At 56.6% G+C, this 17,646-nt stretch carries 15 protein-coding genes; 5 read left to right on the forward strand and 10 right to left on the reverse strand.

Annotation, left to right across the window (positions count from 1 at the left end):
* Positions 1–39: 39 nt before the first annotated feature.
* From ABF979_RS09965 to ABF979_RS09980, 4 genes are all read right to left on the reverse strand, one after another.
* Positions 40–1,266 carry a DNA recombination protein RmuC gene (locus ABF979_RS09965; protein WP_415559507.1) on the reverse strand — a complete coding sequence of 409 codons (1,227 nt, stop codon included), beginning with the start codon at positions 1,264–1,266 and terminating at the stop codon, positions 40–42.
* 46 nt (positions 1,267–1,312) lie between these two features.
* Positions 1,313–1,558 (reverse strand): hypothetical protein, encoded by a 246-nt coding sequence (locus tag ABF979_RS09970; RefSeq protein WP_046902022.1) that lies wholly within the window; start codon positions 1,556–1,558, stop codon positions 1,313–1,315.
* A gap of 103 nt (positions 1,559–1,661) precedes the next feature.
* A complete protein-coding gene (locus ABF979_RS09975) occupies positions 1,662–2,870 on the reverse strand; it encodes an NAD(P)/FAD-dependent oxidoreductase (RefSeq protein ID WP_415559519.1) in 1,209 nt (402 codons plus the stop codon).
* Positions 2,851–3,519 (reverse strand): glutathione S-transferase family protein, encoded by a 669-nt coding sequence (locus ABF979_RS09980; RefSeq protein WP_046901163.1) that lies wholly within the window; start codon positions 3,517–3,519, stop codon positions 2,851–2,853. Before ABF979_RS09980 ends, ABF979_RS09975 begins: the two co-directional genes overlap by 20 nt.
* 79 nt (positions 3,520–3,598) lie before the next feature.
* Here ABF979_RS09980 and minC point away from each other — a divergent pair, with 79 nt between their 5' ends.
* The 4 genes from minC to ABF979_RS10000 all read left to right on the forward strand — a co-directional run bounded on the left by minC (position 3,599) and on the right by ABF979_RS10000 (position 6,038).
* Positions 3,599–4,336 carry a septum site-determining protein MinC gene (minC, locus tag ABF979_RS09985; RefSeq protein WP_211496673.1) on the forward strand — a complete coding sequence of 246 codons (738 nt, stop codon included), beginning with the start codon at positions 3,599–3,601 and terminating at the stop codon, positions 4,334–4,336.
* Positions 4,337–4,493: 157 nt separating this feature from the next.
* Positions 4,494–5,312, forward strand: coding sequence for a septum site-determining protein MinD (minD, locus tag ABF979_RS09990; protein ID WP_046901161.1), 819 nt, complete (start codon positions 4,494–4,496; stop codon positions 5,310–5,312).
* Positions 5,309–5,593 carry a cell division topological specificity factor MinE gene (gene minE, locus ABF979_RS09995; protein WP_202207723.1) on the forward strand — a complete coding sequence of 95 codons (285 nt, stop codon included), beginning with the start codon at positions 5,309–5,311 and terminating at the stop codon, positions 5,591–5,593. The genes minD and minE overlap by 4 nt, the downstream gene beginning before the upstream one ends.
* An 82-nt stretch (positions 5,594–5,675) precedes the next feature.
* Positions 5,676–6,038, forward strand: a complete 363-nt coding sequence (locus tag ABF979_RS10000; RefSeq protein ID WP_202207724.1) for a YidB family protein — start codon at positions 5,676–5,678, stop codon at positions 6,036–6,038.
* A 59-nt stretch (positions 6,039–6,097) separates the two neighbouring features.
* Here the strand turns inward: ABF979_RS10000 and ABF979_RS10005 are convergent, their stop codons facing one another.
* Complete coding sequence (locus ABF979_RS10005; RefSeq protein ID WP_415559509.1) at positions 6,098–7,315, reverse strand: SMP-30/gluconolactonase/LRE family protein; 1,218 nt, start codon at positions 7,313–7,315, stop codon at positions 6,098–6,100.
* 173 nt (positions 7,316–7,488) lie between these two features.
* Between ABF979_RS10005 and ABF979_RS10010 the strand changes: the two genes are divergently transcribed.
* Positions 7,489–9,969, forward strand: coding sequence for a TonB-dependent receptor plug domain-containing protein (locus tag ABF979_RS10010; protein ID WP_415559511.1), 2,481 nt, complete (start codon positions 7,489–7,491; stop codon positions 9,967–9,969).
* An 89-nt stretch (positions 9,970–10,058) separates the two neighbouring features.
* Here the strand turns inward: ABF979_RS10010 and holA are convergent, their stop codons facing one another.
* The 5 genes from holA to ABF979_RS10035 form a co-directional block, all read right to left on the reverse strand.
* Positions 10,059–11,060, reverse strand: coding sequence for a DNA polymerase III subunit delta (gene holA, locus ABF979_RS10015; RefSeq protein ID WP_415559513.1), 1,002 nt, complete (start codon positions 11,058–11,060; stop codon positions 10,059–10,061).
* Positions 11,060–11,716 carry a hypothetical protein gene (locus tag ABF979_RS10020; RefSeq protein WP_415559515.1) on the reverse strand — a complete coding sequence of 219 codons (657 nt, stop codon included), beginning with the start codon at positions 11,714–11,716 and terminating at the stop codon, positions 11,060–11,062. Before ABF979_RS10020 ends, holA begins: the two co-directional genes overlap by 1 nt.
* Before the next feature lie 2 nt (positions 11,717–11,718).
* The gene (gene leuS / locus ABF979_RS10025) at positions 11,719–14,316 is read right to left on the reverse strand and encodes a leucine--tRNA ligase (RefSeq protein ID WP_415559517.1); all 2,598 of its coding nucleotides are present in this window, start codon (positions 14,314–14,316) and stop codon (positions 11,719–11,721) included.
* A gap of 7 nt (positions 14,317–14,323) precedes the next feature.
* A complete protein-coding gene (locus ABF979_RS10030; RefSeq protein WP_415559520.1) occupies positions 14,324–14,905 on the reverse strand; it encodes a DUF3576 domain-containing protein in 582 nt (193 codons plus the stop codon).
* Positions 14,906–14,979: 74 nt separating this feature from the next.
* Complete coding sequence (locus ABF979_RS10035) at positions 14,980–17,118, reverse strand: hypothetical protein (protein WP_202207730.1); 2,139 nt, start codon at positions 17,116–17,118, stop codon at positions 14,980–14,982.
* Between the last annotated feature and the right edge of the window lie 528 nt (positions 17,119–17,646).

The raw sequence follows: 17,646 nt of genomic DNA on the forward strand, positions 1-17,646 counted from the left end.
CATGCGCGAATATATCCTGTCATCCAATTAAAATCAGTCTTAAGCTTCCAGACTATCAATCTCGTCCTGCTCCTCATCCATTTTATCAATACCATCCAGTGATCTCAGGCGACGCCCAAGAACACGGGTCCGGCGGCGCGCCTCTTCGATCGTGTTTCCCATCGTACCGGCATTTCGCTGCAACCGTTCAAGAACCTGATCCATCCGAAGCATTTCCTGCCGTGTCGCGCCTAACAGACTGGCAATGGTTTCTGTCCGCTCTTCCAGCGCAAGCGTCACATAACCGAGATGAACCGTACGCAGCATGGCGGGTAGCAATGACGGCCCCATGACAATCACCCGATACAACCGCCCAATTTCATCAATAACGCCAGGCATTCGGGCAATTTCGGTATAGAGACCGTCCGTCGGCAGATACAGGACGGCGAATTCAACCGTGACAGGTGGCCGGATATACTTGGACGCGATCTTGCGAGCCTCGAATTTGATCGCCGTTTCAAGCTCGCGCCTTGCAGCCTTTTCAGCCGATGCATCCGAAAGCTCTGAAGCATTCAAAAGCCGCTCGTAAGCCTCCGTGGGAAATTTGCTGTCAATCGCCAAGCGGGGAGCAACATGCCCTTTCACAGGCATTCGAATGGCAAACTCTACCGACTCTCCGCTATCTCCCAGTCGGAAGTTGGTGTCATAACTCCCTTCCGGAAGAATATCGTCCAGAATAGCCCGGCACTGTGCCTCGCCCCAGCCACCGCGCGTCTTGACGTTCGAGAACAGACGCTTGAGGTCCCCGATCTGGGCTGTAACGCTTGTGACCTCACCGAGGGCTTTCTGCATCGCACTGAACTGCTCAACCACGCGTTGAAAGCTGGTTTGCATCTGCTTTTCGACAGCACCGTGCAACTGTTCATTTACGGCCAGACGGATCCGCTCGATCTGTTCGTTTTGACTTTGTGCCATGTCACGCAACGCATCGGAGAGCAGAACGCGCCCTTCAGCCTGATCCTGCCCCACACGGCGCGCGAGATCGCCAAGTTTTTCACTGGTTTCAAGCCGAAGAGCATCCATCCGACCAGATAGGACACGCTCAACTTCGGCCAAGTGTGCCCGCTGATAGTCCGCATCCCGCGCACGCTCATCGGCTTCACGGTCCAGCAGGCGGGCGACGTCCCTGCTATTACCACGCAACAACGCCAAGGCAGCCACCACGAGAGCTGCTGCTGCAATAATCCATGGAACGAACTGCACCATACCGGAACTCCCATCCTGCATGGCGCGGTTCTAGCCCCTTAGGAGCTCATGTCCAATCCTGGCAGCCTCAGGGCTGATGGATGTTGCCGTAGCTTGCAGCGCCCAGTCCCGGGCAGGAACAGGAGGTACCCAAAGGAACCTGAGTTGGCATCTTGCAGGTGTAGATCCCGGCCTTGCAGGTATAGCCATACCCGGCGACAGGCGCTGACGGGTTAACAGGGCCAGGCGCGGCCGTTCCGACGCATGCGCCCAACCCAAGGAATGAAAGGCCTGCAACAGCACGCAGGGCTGAACGGCGAATAGAACCAGACATCAACATGACCCTCTCAAAACAATTCATGTGAGCGCAAAACGGATCTTCCGCTCATCAGTTGCGGGCATCCTATGCCGATATGGCAATCCTGTGGCGCACCAGCCTACACACGGGCAGCAGCAGCCTGCCCTGCAGCAACACCGCTGGACCAGGCCCACTGGAAATTGTGGCCACCCAGCCATCCCGTGACATCCACTGCTTCACCAATCGCATACAGCCCCGGGACGTCCCGCACTTCCATTGTCTGGGACGAAAGACCGCTCGTATCGATCCCTCCGCGCATAACTTCGGCCTTTGCGTACCCTTCCGTTCCAGAAGGACGGACCTCCCATCGGGACAGACGTTCTGCGAGCGCTTTGATATTCTTGTCCGGCTGATTGGCCAGCATGACGTCTCCAAGCCCGGCAGCCAGCTCTTTCGCCAGACGCGCGGGGAGCGCTTCAAGCAGGCTGGGAGGAAGCGCGCGCGGACGTGCCTTCTTGATCGCCAGCAAAACCTCCACCGCGTTTCGCCCCGGCATCAGGTCAATATGAGCCGTGCCGCCTGCCTCAAGATAAGAGGAAATCTGGAGAATGGCCGGGCCTGACAGCCCACGATGGGTGAAAACCATCCCGTCGGCAAAGCGAGGCCCTTTTTTCCCGCAAGTTGTCACGACATCCAGAGACACACCCGCCAGAGAAGGATCCGCATCATCCAGGACCAACGGCACCAAAGCGGGAGCAGTCGGGACAATCTTCAAACCGAATGATCGTGCGATCCGAAGGGAAAGGTCAGTAGCGCCCAGTTTGGGAATGGACAGACCGCCGGTTGCCAAAATCACAGAACGGCTTCGAACATCCCCGGCATCCGTGCGAACGACAAAGCCATCCGCATCGGCCTCGACATCTGTGATCCGGGTCTCCATCCGCGCTTCACAACCAGCATCCTGACATTCAGACACCAGCATATCCACGATCTGACGGGCAGACCCATCGCAGAATAACTGCCCCTTGGCCTTCTCGTGCCAGGCAATCTGATAGCGATCCACCAACTTCACGAAATCACGCGGCGTGTACCGTGCCAGCGCCGAGCGCGCAAAATGCTTGTTCTGGGACAGGAAACAGTTTGGCCCCGTCTCCAGATGCGTAAAGTTACAGCGCCCACCGCCCGAAATCAGGATCTTGCGTCCGGGTTCGGACCCGTGATCCAGAACCAGTACACGCGCACCACCACGTCCCGCTGTTGCAGCAGCCATGAGGCCAGCCGCACCAGCCCCAAGGACCACCACATCAAATGTCACGGACAGCTCCCGCTCAGAAATCCAGATTCGCATAATGACCGGGCGGCGTGATGCCACTCATCCGGTCAGTCAGAAGGCCGCGGAAACACGGACGAGACTTCACCCGAGCATACCAGTCCTTGGCGGCCGGCGCTTTTGCCCAGTTCACATCCCCAATGAAGTCGAGCGCCGAGAGATGCGCAGCAGCAGCGAAGTCAGCCATAGAAATGGACGGCCCCGCAAGCCAGGACCGCGTTTCTGCCAGCCAGCCGATATAATCCAGATGGAAGCGCATGTTGCCGTAACCGGCCCGCAGGACGTTTCCGTCCGGGTGACCACGGCCATACAACCGCTTGTCAACTTTTTCGCCCAGCAGGTTACGCGTCACTTCCTGCCCGAAACGGGTCTCAAACCAGTCCATCAATCGACGGACTTCGACACGTTCGGCAAGCGTACGGCCAAGCAGGGGTGTATCAGGATAGGCTTCATCCAGATATTCGCAGATGACGCGGGCGCCGGGTACGGCAAGCCCGTTCTCTTCAACGAGAACCGGAACCTCACCAGCAGGGTTCAGAGCAAGGAATTCCTCGCGCTGTTCCCACACCCGTTCGATCACGAGTTCACAGGGCAGTCTCTTCTCGCCAAGCACAAGCCGGACAAGACGGCATTGCGGGGAGAGTGGAAGGTGATGCAGGATACGCATTCTTCATGTTCTAAGTCAGCCATACCGCGCTCACAAGAGCCTGCGTTATCGCTTCCATACAGGGCCAACGAATTTTCCGATGTCAGACACCGCATCCGCTTCTCACGCCTCCTCCCCGATGCGCATCCGTGCCCGCGGCCGCTCTTTTCTGGCGCTGGTCCTGTCACCGGAGGCTCCCCTGAACCTCTGGCTGGCTGGCCTGGATCAGCAGGTCGTCCGTTCCGGCGGCCTTTTCAGCGGAAAGCCGGTGATTCTCGACCTCGGACTTCTCTCGGAAGAAACACCGGGCTTGCCAACCCTCCTGGAAGATATCCGCAGTCGTGGCGTACGGATCATCAGCATTGAAGGCGGTGATCGTTCATGGCCAGCTGTCGCGGGGTGGGACTGGCCTGCCTCCTTCGAAGGCGGCCGCCCTTCCGGCGAAGTAGAGCTTCCCGATCAAGGGGCCGCAGCGGATGCAACAGCCGTCGCGGCGCCCGCAGGCGGGCAAACGCTGATCCTCGACGGCGCCATCCGCTCAGGACAATGCATCCAGCACATGCAGGGCGACGTGATCATTATCGGCTCCGTTTCATCAGGAGCAGAGATCGTTGCAGCAGGTTCTATCCACGTTTACGGTTCGTTACGCGGCCGCGCGATTGCCGGTGTCGGCGGCAAGTCTGAAGCGCGAATTTTTGCGTCCAGAATGGAGGCCGAACTCCTTGCTCTGGATGGTTTTTACGCCGTTACGGAAGACATTGACGCTGCGATTTTCGGCCAACCCGCACAGGTCCTTCTGGATGAGGACCGGGTCCGCGTTTTGCCTCTTCCGCGCTAATCCGGAGGCGGGAACTGCAAGAAAGTGACCTCATGCCACGAAACAGCCCTTATTCCCGTGTTGCCGTAAGGCTTTACTATCCCATAGGATAAGGCATCAGGCGCGGGTTCCGCACAACGGGCGGCATTACGTCACAGAAGCAGTTTTTGGAGTATTCATGGCCAAGGTTCTGGTTGTCACCTCAGGCAAGGGTGGCGTCGGCAAGACGACATCGACCGCCGCTCTCGGCGCCGCACTCGCGCAAAGCGGCCAGAACGTCGTTGTGGTGGATTTTGACGTTGGCCTGCGTAACCTTGATCTGGTGATGGGTGCAGAACGTCGCGTTGTGTTTGACCTCATCAACGTGGTGCAGGGCGACGCAAGACTGTCCCAGGCCCTGATCCGCGACAAACGCTGTGAAACCCTTTCCATTCTTCCGGCATCCCAGACGCGCGACAAAGATGCGCTGACGTCAGAAGGCGTGGCCCGCGTCATGGAAGAACTTCGCGAGAAGTTTGACTGGGTCATCTGTGACAGCCCGGCTGGCATTGAACGCGGTGCGCAACTCGCCATGTATCATGCTGACGCTGCGGTCATCGTGACGAACCCTGAAGTCAGTTCCGTACGTGACTCAGACCGCATTATCGGCTTGCTGGATAGCAAGACCGAAAAGGCCGAACGCGGCGAGAAGATTGAAAAGCACCTTCTCATCACGCGCTATGACCCGATCCGCGCTGCCCGCAAGGAAATGCTGAGCGTTGAAGACGTTCTGGAAATCCTGTCCATCCCGCTGGTTGGTATTGTTCCGGAAAGCGATGATGTTCTGAAGGCGTCCAACGTTGGCGCTCCTGTCACCCTGTCCTCTCCGGAAAGCCTCCCGGCGCGCGCCTATTTCGAAGCCGCACGTCGTCTGGCTGGTGAGAAGATTGAAGTTTCAGTCCCGGTCGAGAAGCGTGGCTTCTTTGACTGGCTCCTTGGCAAGAAGGGTGCGGCATGAGCTTCCTCGCAAACCTCTTCGCAAAACGTCAGCAGACGTCCAGTAGCGCTGTCGCACGGGATCGCCTCCAGATTCTTCTCGCCCACGAACGTGGCGCAGGTGAAGAAGGCGAGTCAGACCTAATCAAGCAGCTTCACAAAGAAATCATGGAAGTCATCGCACGCCACGTCGCCGTCGATCAGGACAAGGTCAAGATCAAGCTTGACCGCGGCAGCGGCTGTTCGATGCTCGAAATTGATGTCGAAGTTCCTCAGGAACTCAACAAAAAACGGGCGTCCTGATTTAAAGCCGGGCCGATCATTTTGGCTCGGCCCTTTTTTCTCCTGGCGGCGTTCAGGCCGCGTCAAAGACGGAATACGTGCCATGAGCGGCTTTTTCGGTAACATCGTGAATCAGGCCATGGGCGCTCTCGGCGGCCAACTCGGCGATAAGCTGGGCGGTAGCTTTGGGGACATGCTCAAAGGCGAAGGCCTGAACATGCTCATCGCACAGGCCAAGAGCGCAGGCCTTGATGAAAAGATCCATTCCTGGATTGGTAACGGTGAAAACCTGCCCATCACCACGGATGAACTCCGCAATCTGCTGACGAACGAGCAGATCCAGATGATTGTCTCAAAGACAGGTCTTCCGGCAGCAACCATTCTTCCGGCTATTGCCCAGCTGCTTCCTGCCGCAGTGGACAAGCACACAACAGAAGACCAACTACCACCGCAGCAGACAGCCTGAAGGCCTCAAGCCCGAAAAAGCCCTCGACCCAGTCCTCTGGTCGAGGGCTTTTTTCGTTTTTAATCCCCCGGTGTCCCGGCTTTGGATGGTGCCCCCTCGGGCAGGGCATTGTAGGCTTCCGGCTCTTCAATCGGGAACCTGACCAGCAGATAGGGCGGAACGCGCCGGTCTTTGCCTTCATTGAAAGAGGCCAGCCGGTTCCACTGACCAAACGTGCAGTAGACATAATTGTCGGATGCAAAAATGCCATCCGGCGAAAGAGCGCGCGGGTCCCGGAGCATCATCTTGAAACTGCCATCCGGATCACGCCGCAAGATACAGTCGTGTTCGTAGTTGGTCGTGTAAAGGCGATCGTGCCGGTCAAAATCGAGGCCATCAGCCACCCCTTTCTCACCTTCATCCCTGATCGCTGGCTCAAGCGTTGCGTCATCCGAGGAGACATCTGCGAGCAGAGCAACGGGCAAGCTGTAAAGACGGCGACTTGTCAGAGGCGAGAAGTACAGACGCTGCTCGTCCTTTGTGATGGCGATACCATCCACACCACCCGAAACAAGCTGAGGCTTGCCGGGAATGTATCGGCGGGGCTCGCCCTCCACAATTGCCAGAAAGCCCTGTTCCGCCAGAATGGCCTTGCTTTGCGTCAGGACACGACGCGCCTGCCCCGTCGCGACATCCACCACCACAAGTCCCGGCTTCGTTCCGAATGAAGAATCCGTCACGAACACTGTGCCCTGAGATCCATGAGACAGGGACACACGCAGATCATTCATATGACTGTCCGGCAAAAGTGCCGGCGCTTTCAGGATAATCCTGTGAACAATCGTGCTGGTCTGTGGATCGATACAAATGATCTTGGCGGCACCAAGCGCCAGCGGGTGACCGGCTCTTTTGCCATCATCGATTGCCCAGATCCGGCCCTTTGCATCCAGCGTCATGCCATGAACGGACACAAGGCAATCCGCGGCCGAGCGGCTGCTGGGCATACTTTCCTCGACCGAAGGATAAGGAACAACCTTCCCCTTCACGAGTTCACCCAGTGTCGCCCCCTTATGGTCAACCGCATGCCGTGGAAAACCAACGAATATGCGACCATCTGGCAGAACCACGACGCCCGAAGGCCCTGGTCCATCAAACTGGGCCACCACTTCGAATACACCGGAAGGGCCTGTTCCCCGGTCTTCATTTCCATCAGCCCAAGCTGATTGGGGCACGAGAGAGGATGCAGCGAGAGAGGCGGGCGCGACAGAAGCCGCGCGCAGAAAATGACGACGCTTCACTGTTCAAGCTCCAAGTGGTCAGTCAAACAGCAACGCCCCAACTGAGGGAATGAAGCAACACCAGGACACAATTTTCGGGAATGTTATCAAACTGTAAGAAATTGCGTTGACCAAAACGATACACGACACCAGATTGTCGAATTCTCCATACACTCTCGTGAGATCGTTAAATCGTGGCTGTACGCTTTTCTTCCCGACATCTGGGCCTCCTTGGTACCACACTTCTTGGCTCCTCTCTCATGATGCCGGTTGCAGGACTATGCGCAGCCGTCCCGACAACGGATAACGATCACAAGAAGACCAAGAGCCAAGCAGTCCGCAATGCTTCCCCCGCACACGCCAAAGACGTATCCGGCGGCACTGAGGCTGTAATTGTCACGGGAACGCGTGAGTTCGGCAAAAAAGCGCGGGATTCCATTTCCCCGATCGACGTCGTCTCGAATCGTCAGATCACGTCCACAGGTCAGCCGACGCTTCGCGACGCCCTCTCCCTGTTGCTACCGTCCCTGACAGTCCCGACAGCAGGTTTCGACGCTGGCGCCCTGACGGACACGATTGCCCTGCGCGGTCTGAACCCTAACGAAACCCTTGTGCTCGTAGATGGAAAGCGTCGTCATACAACGGCCAATATTTATGCCGATCCGGGGCCATCTCAAGGCGCAACCCCGGTTGATATCGACATGCTGCCCATGTCCATGATCGATCACATTGAAGTTCTGCGTGACGGCGCATCAGCCCAGTACGGCTCCGACGCAATCGCTGGCGTGGTGAACATCATCACCAAGAAGCAGGACCACGGACTGAGCATGCGCTCCAACACCGGGATCACCAGCGAGGGGGATGGCTTCCAGCAGGGTGTGTATCTGGATGGCGGATTCAATCTGAATAACCGTGGCTATGTGCATATCGGTGGCGATTTCGTGCATCAGGACCATGCGTTCCGGTCCGGTAAAGACAATCGTACCAACCAGTATACCAACCAGGTGTTGAGCCAGCCCGAACAGACACGTGAGAGCGTCGCCATCACGGCAGGTTACGACATCACCGAGACTGTTCAGGCCTATGCCAGTGCCACCTATGCCCATCGGCATGCGGAATCTTATCAGAACTACCGCCTGCCCTCGACCCTGAGCGCCTATCCCGGATACGCCGCAAAATACCCGTATGGCTATTCGCCGATCCTGGGACTGGAAGAGAACGATTACGAACTGACGGCTGGTTTCAAAGGTATGCTGGCTGGCTGGCACTGGGATCTTTCCACAGTGTATGGCCGTGACTTCGATCGCTTTGATGCTCTCAGCACGATTAACAGCGCCGTTTACAAAGCAGACGGACGGACGCCTACGAACTTTTACAATGCGCAGGGATATAACAACTCCCAGTGGACGAGCAGTTTCGATCTGTCCCGGAAGTTCAACTTTTCTTTCTGGCCTCACAGCATCAATGTCGCCGGTGGCGCTGCGTATCGCTATGAATCCTATTCAATGGGCACTGGCTCCGCAGACAGCATTGCGGGCACAGGCGCTGACGGCATCCCCGGTACGACAACTTACAACGCCGGCAACTGGTCCCGTGATGTCGCGTCTGGATACGTCGATATCTCTACCCACTTGATGAAGAACTGGCAGGTCGATCTGGCAGGCCGCGTCGAGCACTATACAGATGTTGGAAATGCCAAAACCGGCAAGGTCTCCACACGCTACGATTTTAGCCCGCGGTTTGCTGTTCGCGGAACATTCAGCAGTGGCTTCCACGCCCCAACACTGGCCCAGCAGCATTACTCCGCGCTTGCCGTCTCCCCAACGGCAGCACGCGGCCTGATTGCAGCCAACTCCACCGGTGCGTTGGCCAACGGCGCTTCACAGATGAAGCCAGAACAGGCCACAAGCGTCGAAGGCGGCATCATCGTTGAACCGATCCGTAAGCTTCACGTCACGGTTGACGCCTACCAAATTGATCTCCGTGATCGTATCCAGCCAGGTGGAACGATCTACGGTTCACAGGCATATAAGGCTCTCTACGCAAACGGTTTCCCACTGCCGTCAGGCTCCGAAAACTGGGGTGCTGGCCAGTTGTCAGCTTACTGGTTCGCGAATGTCGCCACGACCCGCACACAGGGCCTGGACATCAATGCAACTTACCCAAGCGAGTTCGGCCGCTTCGGTCATGTGGACTGGGACGTTGCCATCAACCTGAACCGGACGCGCCTGCGCCATCAGGGTACAACCACCAGCGGTGCAAACCTGCTGACCATCCCTACTCTCGCCTATCTGACGACAGCCTACCCGCGCTCCAAGATCATCTTTGGCGGTCGCTGGCACTCGCCCAACAACACGTGGGCCGTTGCAGTTCACGAAATCCGCTACGGCCAGACGACATCAAACCTGACCTATTACACTGGCCCGAACGCGTTCTCGACAACGAACTATCGCGAGTTCCAGAACGCACCTAAATGGACCACCAATGCGTCTGTAACCTACAACATCAACACCCGCTGGAGTGCGACGATTGGCGGCAACAACATCTTCGCTGCTTACCCCTCCGTCGTGCCAAAGGAAAACCGTTATCTTGGTGCGCCCAAGTACTACATGAGCACCAACCAGCTCGGTATTGCTGGCGGCTATTATTATCTGGATGTGTCTGCGCGCTTCTAAGCCAGAACGCAAAACGGCGGAGCTGAACTCCGCCGTTTTCCATAACCACAACACTGACAACCCATCCACTTAATGCAGACGCTGGAAACTCAGACTTTCCAGATGCCACACAGCGCCGAAATATGACGTCGGCAAAGTGCCAGATCAGGTGCACCACTTTGCTTGCAGGCCAGTTCAAAAGCCTGCGTTTCGCGTGCAGCCCTGCTCAGAGCCACAACAGACCAACGGTCTAGAGCCTGATTAAACGCAGCAGTCCGTTTAAAGAAGATTGGCGGCTTGAGCGCTTTCATGGCTTCTGCGCGGCCTTGGCCAGCCTTCACTGCAAGTGCCACTTTCTGAAGCCGCGTCAGCACGCTTAATACCGCACGCGCAACAGCTACGGGATTAGCCCCATCGGCCAAAGCGCGCTCCAGGGCCTGATCTGCTTCTGCCCGATGGCCAGACAATGCGGCGAAGACCGCATCTTCGAGAGAACTCCCTCCCGCATCACCCACGCAGTCCTGAACAGCGTCAAGATCAAGCCGACCGTTTGGCCCTGCATAGAGAACAAGCTTCTCGATTTCTCCGCGAACGCTGCTTCGATCTGCACCAAGCCGCCCTATCAGCCAGGTCAACGCATCCCGATCGATAGAAACTCCAGCCTGAGACAGTGCATCTGTGACCGTCTGGGATAATGCCCGCCCTTCCTCGGGATAGCAGGCAATAGATGCCACGTCCTTCCGGCGCTCGGCGAATGCACGCAAGGTGGATCTTGACGAAAGGCCGGGCGCCTCAATAACGATCAGCGTGTCCGTCGAAACTTCCAGAGCACGCGTCAGCATGGGCGTCAGAGCATCCGTGCCGCTCCGAACCCACACGACACGCCGACCACCGATCAACGAAAGAGCAGTGCCCTCTTCCTCAAGACGATCATGCGTCTCGCGATCGAGTTGGGAGACGCGAAATGGATCGTCCAGCGTCTCTGCAACGAGCCGAACGGCCTGAGCCGCTCTTTCCCGTATTAGCCCCGTGTCTTCGCCATGAAGAAGAATGGCGCGCCACGTTCCGGCATCGGATAAGGCGCGGCCAATATTACGGGCCTCAATTTTCATTAATTGCTTGTGGTGCCCTGAGAGAGACGTCCTGTCGCAGAGGCTGGGAAGCCATCCACGCCAACACGATCCGTCGCCGATCCATTATCAGACGGCATGCTATCCGTATTGATATACCGCGGCATATCAACAGGTGCCGCATTAGACGGCATATTATGAGAGCGGAACCAGACAGCAAGCTGCTGCGTAAGGCTCTGAGCCAGGGTGCCCGCAACGCGCCCCTTGGTCGTTTCGTCATTCAGCGTCTGAGCAAAATACTGTTCGAAACTGGCGTTGTAACCGTCCAGTGTCGTTGCATCTCCCTGCGTGATTAACTGGGGAGACTGCTCCACTGTGAACAACTGCCAGTGCGCGGAACCGGAAACGCGGATACGGCCAGCCGTGTTGTCCTGGTGAATATCAATGGCTTCACTGTTCGCGCCCGAGTTGACCCGCAGCGTATAACGCTGAGGATTTTCCGGACCGGCGCCTGCAAGATTTTTTTGCAGGGCCAGCCGCAGTTCCTGACCATATCTTCCCGGAATATTCGCGACGTAAACCTGTGCGAGTTCAGCCGAAATATCGGTTTTCGTGTCCATCTTGCCGTAGAGGGGTGTGAAACCACACCCTCCCAACAGAAGGAACGCAGAGAGAGTCAGGGAACTGCGATGTTTCACGATCAGCCTGCTACCACAAAATTGACGATCCGGTTGGGAACGTGGATTTCCTTCACCAGACGTTTGCCCTCAAGGGCCCGGGCAACATTAGGCTCAGCCTTAGCCGCAGCAAGAACGTCATCCTTTGGCGCATCAGGCGGCACCTGAATCGTTCCACGCAGTTTGCCAAGCACCTGCACACCGATCGTGACGCTCTGAACTGCCAGCCACTCATCCTGCGCCTCAGGCCATGCCCGATTCACAACAAGTTCACCACCGGGTTCAAGAACTGCCATCATGTCTTCTGCAAGATGCGGCATCATCGGCGCAGACAGCAGGCAAAGCGCGGAAGCAGCTTCACGACGAGCGGCCGCAAACCCCGCTCCCTCCTTACCCTGAGCCTCTGCCAGAGCGGAGGTCAACTCATGCAGTCGCGCCACTGCAACGTTAGGCGTGAACGCTTCCAGAGCTTCTGTGACCGCTGCAATCGCCCGATGGGTAGCACGGCGCAGATCATCTCCAGCCGAGCTATGCACACTGTCAATCGGATCAGCCGCAGCCACAGCCGAAACCAGACGATGCAGACGCTGCCCGAACCGGGCCGCAGCAGCCACGCCAGAAGCTGTCCACTCCATGTCACGTTCTGGCGGACTGTCTGACAGCACAAACCACCGCGCCGTATCAGCACCAAAACGCTCAATAATCTCTACCGGAGAGACCGTATTGCGCTTGGACTTGGACATCTTTTCAGAGCGTCCGACCTGAATGGGCGTTCCCGTGTCACGTCGGACAACCACATCACCACGACGCTCGACTTCTTCCGGATAGAGCCAGTTTGCCCCGTCCTTGTAGCTCTCGTGCGTGACCATGCCCTGAGTGAAGAGGCCATCAAACGGCTCATCCAGACCCAAGTGACCCGTCTCATGCATGGCGCGGGTAAAGAAGCGCGCATAGAGCAGATGGAGGATCGCATGTTCAATGCCGCCGATATACTGATCGACGGGAAGCCAGCCATCAGCCGCGGCCGGTACGGTCGGCGTTGGCGCGTGCGGGCTGGTAAAGCGGGCAAAGTACCAAGAACTGTCCACAAACGTGTCGAACGTGTCTGTTTCACGCGTGGCGGCAGACCCGCAGCTTGGGCAGGAAACGTGCTTCCAGGTCGGATGATGATCCAGCGGATTGCCCGGCCGATCAAATGTCACATCTTCTGGCAGGACAACTGGCAGTTGATCATCCGGAACCGGAACTGCACCACACTTCTCACAGTGAATAATGGGGATCGGGCAGCCCCAGTAACGCTGACGGGAAATTCCCCAATCCCGCAGACGCCAGTTTACGACGCCATGCCCAACGCCCATGCCTTCGAGACGCTCGATGACAGTCTTTTTGGCGACTGCAACAGCCAGACCGTCAAGGAATCCCGAATTGTAGAGCGTGGCTTCACCTGCGACAGCCTTCCGGCCAACGCGGAATGTCTCCGCATCTTCCCCAGCGGGAAGCAGAACCTGCGGCACAGCCAGATCATATTTATGAGCAAAATCGAGATCGCGCTGGTCGCCACACGGGCACCCAAACACTGCCCCCGTGCCATAATCCATCAACACGAAATTGGCGATCCAGACGGGCGCCGTCTGATCTGGATTCAAAGGATTACTGACGCGAAGACCCGTATCGAAGCCACGCTTTTCAGCGGCCTCAATCACCTCTTCGGATGTCCCAAGACGACGGCATTCTTCAATAAATTCAGCCGCAGCAGGATTGGTCCGGGCGACCTTGGCTGCCAGCGGATGATCCGCGGCAATACCAACGAAGCTCAATCCGAACAGCGTATCCGGCCTCGTCGTGAAGACTTCGATACCATCCAGCTCAATGTCGAAGCCCGACGGCGGGCTATGAAGAGCGAAACGGACACGCGCACCTTCTGAACGCCCAATCCAGCGCTCCTGCATCGTCCGCACGCGTTCCGGCCAGCGATCCAACTGCCCCAGCGTATCAAGCAGCGGCTGAGCAAATTTGGTGATTTTCAGGAACCACTGAGAAAGAACTTTCTTCTCAATCAGCGCTCCGGACCGCCATCCGCGTCCCTCGACAACCTGCTCATTGGCCAGAACCGTCTCATCGACCGGGTCCCAGTTTACAGACGAATCCCGGCGCTCAACCAGACCACCGGCGAGCATATCCAGAAACAGTTTCTGCTGCTTGCCGTAATATTCCGGAAGGCAGGTCGCGATTTCACGGTCCCAGTCCAAGGAAAAGCCGAGACGTTGCAGCGTGCCGCGCATTGTGGCGATGTTTTCCATCGTCCACTTACCAGGATGCACATTGCGTTCCCGCGCTGCATTCTCAGCGGGCAGTCCAAAAGCGTCCCATCCCATGGGATGAAGCACCGAAAACCCTCGTGCCCGCTTGTAACGCGCTACGACGTCTCCAAGTGTGTAATTCCGTACGTGACCCACGTGTAGCTGGCCGGATGGGTACGGAAACATTTCCAGCACGTAGTATTTTGGCCGGTCAGCCGGAGGCACATCTGGAACAGCAAATACATTTCGCTGCTTCCACTCTGCCTGCCAGAACGGCTCCCGGGACTGAAAATCGAAAGCCGTGGTTGTCGTATCGCTCATGTCTAACTCAGTTACCCTGTTCGCCGTTTTCTGCACGCAACTGGCGGGCGCGGGTCAGGATGCGGGTCGTAATGTCAGATGTGGTCGTGGCTGAAACTGGAGTATCCTGCCATTCACCATCCTGGAACACCTGCCGAAATACCGAGACACGAAGCGCGTCAGAGCGCATCCGGCGGTCGAGTACATACGCAGCAATCTTGAAACGCTCATCCTTGCTGGATGGCGGCTGATACCAATCCGTTAGAATGACCCCACCAACAGCATCTGCCGAAGCCAATGGCATGAACGAGAGCGTATCAATCGCACCACGCCACAGATAGGCATTAACGCCGCCCTTGAGCTGGTCCGCACCACCCTCTGCACCGCGATCAACGCCAAGCAGATGATTACGGGGAGCGGTAAGGCTACTGGGATCACGAGCGCCGCCACAGGCTGCAACTGTACCGACGGCAAGAATGCCTAGGGCCGTCCGGAACGCGAAACGACGGGAAGAGCTGGAAACAATCATCTGCATACGAGACATCATGGTGGTCCTGCGGGCCGGGCCAGGGCCGTCACGGGCATGGAGACAGACTGGCGAAACCTGAATCCGGGCAACATCAATTCCGTGTTCATATCGCGCTCACCGGGTAAGGCCAAGCGCCCTACCCGCACATGAGCGGTTTATAAAAGACCTGTCGAGCTGAAAGCCTGCTGAAGCTCTGCCTTTTTAGTGGCATTCAGATATGGGAAACGGCTCAAAATCTTCTCAATTGTCAGGTCGGGGACCAACCGGTGCAAGTGCTCGCGAACCTGCTGGATCTCCTCAGCACTTTCGCCCTCCAGCACCAAAGCCGCCAGATAATAGACCAACGCACTTGAATAATTGGGGTGTAGCCCTGCCATCAGGCGCCCCATTTCAATGACGTCCTGCCTCTCTCCACCCAGCATCATGATCATCATGAAAAATGGTCTGATCAATGTGGAAAGCGGAGAATGATACGGATTATGACGCAGTTTTCCAGCGATCGCAGCTGCACCCTCCAGATCTCCGTCCAGAACATGCAGCAGGACGCGACACAGCAGCACATCGTGCAGATTATGTGTCCCGGAAGGCCCCGCCATGGACTTTTCACACATTCGCACGATTGACCGTGCCAGAGGCACGGATGCCGGATCATGCATGAGAAACGCCGACAAAAGGATAGCCATACCAGGCGCATCTGGCTTGAGATTAACCAGCAACCGCGCAAACTTGATACCATTTGCAAGCAGAGCTGTACCTTCAGCACTCCAGTCATTTTCATAGCGGATCAGGCAGTAAAGCACCTGCATGACCGCTACAGTGCCTTCCCGGGGGTCTTCCAGTCCGGCAGCATCCAGAAGCTGCCTAATCCTCGGGAACAGGGCATTGTCCCGCTTCAATAGCAACATGAAGACCCGAGTGGCTTTACCCAGAGCCGAAAGCTCCGTGTCAGCCCGGTTCGCTGTACGGCGCCCCTCGGCAAGAAGAAGACCCCATTGCATTGCTGTCGCCGGGCCGATCAGCCCATTACTGACTGACATCGGGTCCAGATCAGGCAGATCGTAATACGTACCCCAGACAATAAATCCGCCCGCCCGGACGTCCAGAACCTTCAGGATAAGCCGGAAGGTATTATCCGAAGCCCCTGAACGGACAGCCCCCGTGACAACATAATCAGCCCCGAGCCCCCGATACGATGCCATCGGATTAGCCGGATCAGGCACAAACCCTTCAGGCTTTGCAACGATGTCGAATGTATCGACATGGACGAACAGCAACTCAAACTGATCACTAAGGCTGGTCGCACATTTTAACTCAGCATCTTTCAACCCGTCAGCGGCAAAGGGCGAAAGGACCAGCAACGAGATCTTTCGAGACTGCCCAGCCGCCATTTGCGAAAGATGTAGAGGCAATGCCAGCATTGGATCGGTGCGTTGTGCGCCAGCAGCGCCGAGAAGATTTTCGTCGCTCCCCGGAAACAGTACAGACGTACTCTCCAGTTCTGCAATTCCAGCGGTCGTAAGACTTGGCTCAAGCCCCGCCGCTTTCAGAACACTCGAAATCAGTGCCTGAGTAACAGGGCCTGCCACATGCCCTTCTTCCTGCCCGAAAGCCCGTACAGCCTGCTCCGCCAAAAGTACGGCCCTTGCCTGCTCACCGCGACGCAGGGCGCTCTGAATTTTAGCGCGCCATGCAGCCTCATTCAGAGAATCAACTTTCAGAAGGCGGTCAGTAACGTCATCAACCTGCTCCGGGTCAGTCAACTCACGCAGGCAGCTTTCATAAAGCCCCAGTAGATGATGCGACAGCCGGGCGCGTTGCTGGTTCAGCCACTCATCCAGGGCCACATCAATGCCACTCAACTCCCCAAGCAGCACTTCCTCAGGAGCCGGGATGCTATCAATGGTTCTTACGCTCGCCGTCAGAATACGTTCTGCATCGACAGAAGTCAGGGCAGGCTTAAGCATGAGAGAATGCCGCTGCACGTCTATGATTTCGACGCCAAGCGGGCTCAGAGCATCCAGAAGACGATGAATTTCCTGCCGCAACGACGCACGAGCCATATCTTCTGGGCGGCGACTCCATAGCAATTCAGCCAGCCGAGAACGAAGGACGGGCTTCCTGTCAGAGAGAGCCAGAATGGCCAAAAGCGCGCGTGTTTTACCCCCGACAGGAAGAACACTCTCCCCTGTCAGGGTCCGTGCTTCCATTTGCCCAATCAGCTTGAGGCGCAAAAGTGTCGGGTCTGCTTCACGGGCCTGTCGCACTGAACTTGAAAGCATCTTAGTCATACCCATCAATACCCGCAGTCAGACCGAAATGCATGAAAAAGACGAAGATTATCTTGATCAGATATTCGATACGAAACCATGGCAAGCAACTCTCAACCCTGACAGACCTGAAACAGGCGCTTCAAAACGCTCGCTGTAGGAACAGGTTGTGGCATTGCCATCCTCCCTACCCAGGTGCTGATGATGTCCAGCAACCACCTTTCCAGCAAAAGATTTTTAAAATCCCTGTGGAAAGATCTATTTCAAAGGTCGAACTTTTCCACACTTCTTCCAACGTGAAAAATATTCCACCTATTTACGCACTAGTCTCCGCCTACCCTGAGGGTAAGCCACGAGTATGACGCACCACCAAAGACAGTTTTTGACACAGACACTTCTGAAAGTTTGATATCAAGAAACTTCCTAGACAGGGATGACTGGAACCACAGACAAAACGAAAGTGCAAGAATCTTCTTCCATTTTCGAAGTCCAATTTGAATACATAAATATGCCAGAATCCCCATAAACAGAAACATAAATTACATTTTTATGTTA

It is taken from the genome of Gluconobacter sp. (genome assembly GCF_047723935.1).
Lineage (GTDB): Bacteria > Pseudomonadota > Alphaproteobacteria > Acetobacterales > Acetobacteraceae > Gluconobacter.

What these genes read in the sequence shown, in the direction of transcription:
- ABF979_RS09965 (WP_415559507.1), bottom strand. Translation starts at nt 1,266, where the DNA reads ATGCAGGATGGGAGTTCCGGTATGGTGCAGTTCGTTCCATGGATTATT.
- ABF979_RS09970 (WP_046902022.1), bottom strand. Translation starts at nt 1,558, where the DNA reads ATGTCTGGTTCTATTCGCCGTTCAGCCCTGCGTGCTGTTGCAGGCCTT.
- ABF979_RS09975 (WP_415559519.1), bottom strand. Translation starts at nt 2,870, where the DNA reads ATGCGAATCTGGATTTCTGAGCGGGAGCTGTCCGTGACATTTGATGTG.
- ABF979_RS09980 (WP_046901163.1), bottom strand. Translation starts at nt 3,519, where the DNA reads ATGCGTATCCTGCATCACCTTCCACTCTCCCCGCAATGCCGTCTTGTC.
- minC (WP_211496673.1), top strand. Translation starts at nt 3,599, where the DNA reads ATGTCAGACACCGCATCCGCTTCTCACGCCTCCTCCCCGATGCGCATC.
- minD (WP_046901161.1), top strand. Translation starts at nt 4,494, where the DNA reads ATGGCCAAGGTTCTGGTTGTCACCTCAGGCAAGGGTGGCGTCGGCAAG.
- minE (WP_202207723.1), top strand. Translation starts at nt 5,309, where the DNA reads ATGAGCTTCCTCGCAAACCTCTTCGCAAAACGTCAGCAGACGTCCAGT.
- ABF979_RS10000 (WP_202207724.1), top strand. Translation starts at nt 5,676, where the DNA reads ATGAGCGGCTTTTTCGGTAACATCGTGAATCAGGCCATGGGCGCTCTC.
- holA (WP_415559513.1), bottom strand. Translation starts at nt 11,060, where the DNA reads ATGAAAATTGAGGCCCGTAATATTGGCCGCGCCTTATCCGATGCCGGA.
- leuS (WP_415559517.1), bottom strand. Translation starts at nt 14,316, where the DNA reads ATGAGCGATACGACAACCACGGCTTTCGATTTTCAGTCCCGGGAGCCG.
- ABF979_RS10035 (WP_202207730.1), bottom strand. Translation starts at nt 17,118, where the DNA reads ATGGGTATGACTAAGATGCTTTCAAGTTCAGTGCGACAGGCCCGTGAA.